Source organism: Corynebacterium sp. AOP36-E1-14 (genome assembly GCF_052377495.1).
Taxonomy (GTDB): Bacteria; Actinomycetota; Actinomycetes; order Mycobacteriales; family Mycobacteriaceae; genus Corynebacterium.
In genome coordinates this window covers 1-6,621 of record NZ_JBQSWV010000051.1, presented here as the reverse complement: position 1 = coordinate 6,621, position 6,621 = coordinate 1, and the positions used below count along the sequence as shown (strand labels likewise).

8 protein-coding genes are annotated in these 6,621 nt (G+C 69.7%); 2 read left to right on the top strand and 6 right to left on the bottom strand.

Going from position 1 to position 6,621, the window contains the following annotated elements:
• Positions 1 to 134: 134 nt before the first annotated feature.
• The 5 genes from ACT3TD_RS14455 to ACT3TD_RS14435 all read right to left on the bottom strand — a co-directional run bounded on the left by ACT3TD_RS14455 (position 135) and on the right by ACT3TD_RS14435 (position 3,864).
• A complete protein-coding gene (locus tag ACT3TD_RS14455; RefSeq protein WP_441579853.1) occupies positions 135 to 542 on the bottom strand; it encodes a hypothetical protein in 408 nt (135 codons plus the stop codon).
• Between the two features lie 96 nt (positions 543 to 638).
• A complete protein-coding gene (locus tag ACT3TD_RS14450; RefSeq protein WP_441579854.1) occupies positions 639 to 1,865 on the bottom strand; it encodes an MFS transporter in 1,227 nt (408 codons plus the stop codon).
• On the bottom strand, positions 1,862 to 2,542 hold the full coding sequence (locus tag ACT3TD_RS14445; protein WP_301444197.1) for a GntR family transcriptional regulator: 681 nt from the start codon (positions 2,540 to 2,542) through the stop codon (positions 1,862 to 1,864). Before ACT3TD_RS14445 ends, ACT3TD_RS14450 begins: the two co-directional genes overlap by 4 nt.
• A 125-nt stretch (positions 2,543 to 2,667) precedes the next feature.
• Positions 2,668 to 3,105: a hypothetical protein gene (locus tag ACT3TD_RS14440; protein ID WP_441579855.1), complete on the bottom strand. Its 438-nt coding sequence runs from the start codon at positions 3,103 to 3,105 to the stop codon at positions 2,668 to 2,670.
• Positions 3,106 to 3,195: 90 nt separating this feature from the next.
• Positions 3,196 to 3,864 (bottom strand): hypothetical protein, encoded by a 669-nt coding sequence (locus ACT3TD_RS14435; protein WP_301444044.1) that lies wholly within the window; start codon positions 3,862 to 3,864, stop codon positions 3,196 to 3,198.
• A 165-nt stretch (positions 3,865 to 4,029) separates the two neighbouring features.
• Here ACT3TD_RS14435 and ACT3TD_RS14430 point away from each other — a divergent pair, with 165 nt between their 5' ends.
• The gene (locus tag ACT3TD_RS14430; RefSeq protein WP_301444043.1) at positions 4,030 to 5,004 is read left to right on the top strand and encodes an alpha/beta hydrolase; all 975 of its coding nucleotides are present in this window, start codon (positions 4,030 to 4,032) and stop codon (positions 5,002 to 5,004) included.
• A 109-nt stretch (positions 5,005 to 5,113) separates the two neighbouring features.
• Positions 5,114 to 6,181, top strand: coding sequence for an alpha/beta hydrolase (locus ACT3TD_RS14425; RefSeq protein WP_301444042.1), 1,068 nt, complete (start codon positions 5,114 to 5,116; stop codon positions 6,179 to 6,181).
• A 115-nt stretch (positions 6,182 to 6,296) separates the two neighbouring features.
• On the opposite strand, the gene ACT3TD_RS14420 is transcribed toward ACT3TD_RS14425, so the two are convergent.
• Positions 6,297 to 6,614 (bottom strand): YbjQ family protein, encoded by a 318-nt coding sequence (locus ACT3TD_RS14420; protein WP_441579857.1) that lies wholly within the window; start codon positions 6,612 to 6,614, stop codon positions 6,297 to 6,299.
• Positions 6,615 to 6,621 lie beyond the last annotated feature (7 nt).

Here is a 6,621-nt window from a genome sequence, read left to right as displayed (position 1 = left end):
TCCGGTGCCACCATTTTTAGGGGCAGGGCGGTGTCGGGCGTGGAGCGGCGCGGACGCAGCAACCCCGCAGGTTGGTCGAACCAACCTGCGGGGTTGCTCTGTGCCGGGCCCTGGCCCGGGCAGGATCTGTCAGATCAGGGGATCAGGTCGACGATCGTGCCGACGAGGCCGGCGTCGATCAGTCGCAGCACGAGGTCCAGGGCGCCCGGGGTGTTGGCGATGAACGCGAATACGGCGATGATGTCGGTGATGCTCACCCCGGCATCCTGCAGGGCGGTGAAAATGGTGATGATGTCACCGACGCTCACGCCCGCGTCCAGCAGGGCGGTGACGACGGTGACCACGGTGCCGATCTGACCGCCGGAGATGCTGCCCAGATCACCCAGATCGCCCAGGCTTCCGGTGACGTCGGTGGGCAGTGAGGAGGTGGGGGTGGTGTCCTGCGTGTCGGCCACGGCGGTGGGCGCGAACACGAGGGCGGGGGTGACGACGACGGCGGCGAGACCCGCCTTGATGCGGCGGGAGACGGGAGGGAGGGTCATGGCCCCTACTTTCATGCGGTGAAGTGGATGGGTTCACAGACTAGCAGTGTCGCCGAACCGTCGTCCACGGTAAACCCGCAGCGCACAGTTGTACGCCTAGCGCCTCGAGGCGGACAGTCCCGTCCCCACCACCCCGGCGCACACCAGGGCGCAGGCCGCGACGACGACCAGCGAGACCGCGTAGTCCTGTCCGCCGGTCACCGCGGCGAGCACCGTGGGCAGCAGGAACCCCGGGTAGGCCACCGAGTGGTAGATGCCGGTCATCGCGGCCAGCTCGTCCGGCCGGGCCAACGCCTGGGCCAGCAGCAGCCCGGCCACCAGGCAGATGCCGAAGGCCGCGCCCAGCACCACCGCGGTGACGAAGGCCAACGGCAGACTGCCCGTCGCCGCCGTCACAGCGGCCAGCGCCATGCCCAGGAAGATCAGCAGCAGTCCGGTCGGCAGGGCACGGCCGCGGGTCACCCGGTTGAGCCAGCCGACGGCGGGCTGGACAGCCGAGCCGGTACCCAGGGTGAGCACCGTCAGCACGGTGGCGAAGATGGTGGTGTTGTCGCCGAGACGGTGCTCGAAGACGGTCGGCAGCACCGCGTAGGCCACGCCCGCCGCGGCGAAGACCCACGGTGCGGCGGGTACGATGATGCGCAGGAACGGACGCCGGGCGTCCGGCGACAGGCGCAGGTCGGCCCACCAGGGACGCGACGGGGCGTCCTGCCCGGATGTGTCGGACGCGTCGGACGCGGCACGCGCCCGCACCGTCTCCGGGCAGCGCAGCGTGGGCACCAGGGCGACCAGGCAGAGCAGCAGGTGCAGCACGTACGGTGTCTCCGCAGGCCATGGCCCCCACTGCGCCAGGCAGCCGGTCACCCCGGCACCGATGGCGAAGCCCAGGGTGATCGTCAACGAGGAGCGTTGCGCGCCGGCGGTGATCTTCGCCTCCGGGTCGTACTCACGGCCGGAGAGCTCCTTGATCCAGCTGGAGCCCACGGACATGCCCACGCCCACGCCGACGCCGGCGAACAGGCGTCCGATGCACAGGACGGTGAAGGACGTCATCCCGCAGGCCAGGATCACGCTGCCGAGGGCGGCGGCGGCCAGACCGACGAGCATCACGCGGCGTCGGCCGTGGCGGTCCGACAATGCCGCGGCGACGAGCAGGCCCGGGATCAGGCCGAACACGTACATGCCCAGCAGCAGGTTGACCTGCCAGGCGACGTAACCGCCGAGGCTCTCGTAGAGGTGCAGCAGCGGGGTGAAGTGGTTGCCGCCCCATGCGAGGAGGAAGACGGCGGGAACGGGCAGCGTCCAGAAGCGGTTCGGGCTCACCGTGCCACCTCGTAACGGCCGTGCATCCCGGTGAGGTGCGCCTGGATGAGGTCCTCGAAGGCGCTCACGTCGCCGCGGGAGACCGCGTCGGTCAGGGCGGTGTGCTCGTCGATGACGGCGTCGAGGTTGCCGGCCATCGAGCGCACGGCCAGGAAGGTCAGCCGTGCGAGACGCGGGGCCAGCAGCCCGGAGATCTCGGTGACCACGCGGTTGTCGTCGAAGTGGATGATGTGCGAGTGGAAGGCGAAGTCCAGGTCGGCGAAACGTTCGGGGTCGTCGGTGCTGCCGCGCTGCTCGGCGACGGTGTCGGCGAGCAGGCCGGCCAGGCGGGTGCGGGCGGCGGGGTCGTCGGCGGTGCGTCGGACGATGTCGGTCTCGAGCATGGAGCGCACCGTGAGCAGCTCACGGCGTTCGCGTTCGGTGGGCACGGTCACGGTGGCGCCCTTCTTCGGGGCGATGCGCACCAGGCCCCAGGCCTGCAGGCGCAGCATGGACTCGCGCACGGGGGTGCGACTCACACCGCAGCGGGTGGCGACGTCAACCTCGGTGAGGGTGGTCCCGGCCTCGAGGGTTCCTTCGACGATCTGGCACGCGAGGTCGTCGGCGACGCGGCCGGCGATCGAACGTTCTGGTGTCGCCGGTATCCACGCCGGCGGGTTCTCGCGTCTGTAATGCATGCATCAAAGAATACATCGCACCGTTATGAGGCATCGGCCAGGGTCTCGCTGGCGGTGCGGGGCACGAAAAGGGGAGGACACCGCATGTGCGGTGACCTCCCTGCGGGGTAGGACGTGCCGGGTGACTACTCGGCGGCGTCGGCGTCTCCTGCGTCGCTGTCGCTGTCGCCGGCGTCGCCGCCGAGGGAGCCGGTGACCGATCCGATCACGTCGCCGACGGTGGCGTCACCGTCGTTGACCACGGAGATGATGTCGAGGATGGTCTGCAGCGACACGTCGCCGCCGAGCACGTCGCTCAGGATCGAGGCGACGGCCTTCCAGTCGGCGTCGGCCAGCGAGGATGCGGCGTCCGAGGAGCTGATGTCGCCGGGCAGCGAGCCCTCGGAGGAGCCCTCGCCCTCGCCGCTGTCGTCGGAGAGTGCCGGGGCGGAGGAGTCGGCAGTGGGGGTCTCGGTCTCGTCGGCGACGGCGGCCGGGGCGGCGAGAACGAGGGCGGGGGCCAGAGCGACGGCGGCGATGCCGGTGCGCGACAGGCGGGTGAAACGACGGGTGGAGATGCTCATGGTGGATCCTTCCGTGTGAGGGGTGGCTTATGTCTGCGAAGTGTAGGGCACGCTACCGACCGGTGTCCAGAGGTTCTTTCTCTCCCTTATCTAATTCCCCGGGCTACTTCCCCGGAAGGACGCCTCGGCGGTCGCGGGCAGAACATCAGAGGTCGGGTACCACGGGCGGTCGTCGCGGGCGAGGACGACGGCGCCGTCGATGTCGCCGTAGGCGGCGATCACACGGCGTGCGGGATCCCCGAAACCGTGGGGGAGACGCCCGTCGTGACGTCCTGCCAGGTCGTCGCCGGCGGCGGCCACGTCCGTGACGCCGCGGCCGATCTCGGCGACGCCGAGCAGCGTCGGGGCGTCCTGCGCGTCCTGCGGGGCGGGTGGGACAGGTCGGTCGGCGTGCTCGATGAGTTCGAAGACGGAGTTCTCCGGGCCGGCGAAGTAGACCGAATGGCTGGCCCAGTTCCCGCCGCGCTCGACGACGGTGGTGCCGTCGTCGTCGAGTTCGAGCAGGGGCCGCCCGGTGTCGGCCACGATGGAGGACGCAGCGTCCCCGATGGTGCCGGTGGGGATCGCGAAGGCGAGGTGGTGGCCCCGTTCCGCGGGGTCGGACGCACCGGCGGCGAAGCGCAGTGCCGTCCAGCCGAGCTGGACGGTGTCGCCGGTGTCGCCGGTACGCGCGGCGCCGAGGCGGCGGAGGGTGGTTTCGAACCAGGAGGTCCACCGCGCTGGCTCGTGGACCGGGAGGGTGATCTCGTGGAACTTCATGGGCCCGAGTGTAGGGGCGCGTGCATCACCCGTGCCGTGACTGATGGTCATGGCTGTGAACTGCAGTGACGCATGATGTTGGCGTTCCCTGGCAATTCCCCCGGGGGTATCGCTATTTCCCGAGGGCTCCTTGTAGCGTCGCCGTCGGACAGGAGGATTCCCCGAATGAAGAAGCTGCAGAAGCCGAAGAACATGAAGAAGAGCCTCACCGCCCTCGCCCTCAGCGCCGGCGTGGTGACGTCTCTGACCGTGGCCGTGGCGCCGAACGCCGCCGCCGACCCGGAGAGCTGCACGCCCTACGGTGACACCGCCGCGCTGTCGTGCTCTGTGCACTCGGAGTCGATGGACCGCGACTTCAACGTGGTCGTACGCCCCTCCCACACCGAGGGTAACCCGAAGGTCGCCCAGTTCATCGACGGTGCGGACTCCACCGACACCAACGGCTGGGTCACCGCCGGCGGGGCACTGGAGGCCCTGGACGGCGAGGACGCCACGCTGGTCTTCCCCGCCATGGACCCGTGGAGCTGGGTGCAGGACTGGGACGGCGTGCCCGCCGCCCAGTTCGAGACCTTCATGAGCCAGGAACTGCCCGACTACCTGGAGTCCGAGTTCGGCGTGCCGAACGGTGGACGCGGCACCACCGGTGTGACGGGGCTGAGTTCCGGGGCGTACGGGGCGATGAACCTGGCCGCGAAGCACCCGGACATGTACTCCTCGGTGTACGCGCTCAGCGGGCTCTACGACCCGGGCATGCCCGTGCAGCGCGCCGTGATCGACGGCACCTCCACGCTGAACAGCGGCAACGAGGAGGCCCCGTGGGCCAATGAACAGGTGCGCGCGGAGAACAACCCCACGCTGAACATCGACGCGTTGACCATGCCGGTCATCGTGAGTGCGTCGACCGGCATCACGAACTTCGCCGGCGACCTGGGCCCCGACCCCGTGGCCACGGTGGTGCGCGGCGGGCCGTTCGAGGCAGGCTCGATGGTGATGACCGCGGAGTTCCAGGCGCGCGCCGCCCTGGCCGGACGCGACAACATCGAGTTCCACTACGACATCATCGGTGCCCACGCCTGGGACACCTGGCGTCGGGCGTCCTTCGAGCAGGGCAACACGTACACCTTCATGGACCGGATCTGACTCGAATCTGACTCTTCCGGTCGCGCCGGTGTCGCGGCGTTCGTAGGATCCCAGGGGTAACTCTCCTCCTCTCCTCTTCTTCCCCAGGATCCTCACTGTGCCTCTCACCATGAAGACATCCCGCAGGACGTCCCTCTCCGCCCTGGTCGTGTCGATCGCCGTGTTCGTCACCCTCGCGCCGCCGGTTGCGGCGGACCCCGCCGCCGATGCGTCGGACGCCGCGGCGGCCGCGCCGCGCATCTCGCCGGACGGGTGCACGCGCATCGCGGCGTCCGACGCCCTGCGCTGCACCGCCCACTCCGAGGCCATGGACAGGGACATCCCTGTGCTGGTCAGGCCGTCTCTGAGGGCGGGGAGCAGGGAGGTCGCCACGTTCCTCGACGGGGCGAACAACAGCGGTTCCAACGGCTGGCTGAGCACCATCAAGGTGCACCGCGAACTCGCCGACGACGACGCCACCCTGGTCTTCCCCGTGATGGACCCGTGGACCTGGACGCAGGACTTCGACGACGTGGACGCCGTGCGCTACGAGACCTTCGTCGCCGAGGAACTGCCCGACTACCTGGAAGGCACCTTCGGCGTGCCGGACGGTGGACGCGGCAGCACCGGTGTGGCCGGGCTGAGCTCCGGGGCGTACGGGGCGATGAACCTGGCGTCGAAGTACCCGGGGCAGTACAACGCGGTGTGGGCGATGAGCGGGCTCTACGACCCCGGCATGCCCGCGCAGAAGGCGGTAGTGGACATCTCCGCGCGCGGACGCTCCGAACACCACGCCGTGCCGTGGGCGTCGGGTGACAGCGTGAAGGACAACAATCCCACGCTGCGCCTGGAGAACCTGACGATGCCGGTGATGGTCAACGCCGCCAGCGGGGTGCCGAACCTGGGCAACCTGGGGCCCGACCCGTTGGCGGTGGTCTTCGAGGGTGGTCCGTTCGAGTTCGGGTCGATGGTGTTCACCCGCGAACTGGAGCTGCGCACCAGATTGCGCGGCATGGACAACGTGCACTACCGCTACGACCTCCTCGGCGCGCACGACTGGGACACGTGGATCCGCGCGGCGCTGGACGATGACGGTGCGCGCCGCTTCATGGACGCGGTGCTGGGGGAGGACGGTTCCGGGGACGGCTCGGCCGCCGGGAGCGCCGGCGGCTCGAGCGGGCCGGGGGCGTCGTCGTAGGAAGGGGCGGTCGTGAGGGTCATGTCCGCCTCGACGCGGGTGCGGAGCTGAGGCCGCGGGGCGGCTGTGTTCCGAACTCGACTGTCACTCTATGTCGTGACGCCGTCGGTGATGGTTATCGCAGTGTCACTGCAGTGCCGGAGGCGCAGACCATCATCATGCCGCCCTGGCCGAGGTTCTCGTAGTCCAGGTCGACGCCGATGATGGCGTGGGCGCCCAGCTCGGAGGCGCGCTGGACCATCTCGCCGATTGCGGTTTCCCGGGCCCGAGTCACCTCGCCCTCGTAGCTCTTGCTCCGGCCGCCGACGAGGTTGCGGAAGCCGGCGCCGATGTCCTTGAACATGTTGATGCCGGCGATGGTCTCTCCGGAGACGACGCGGAGGTACTCGGCGACCTCGCGGCCTTCGATGCTGTTGGTCGTGGTGACGATCATGGGACGG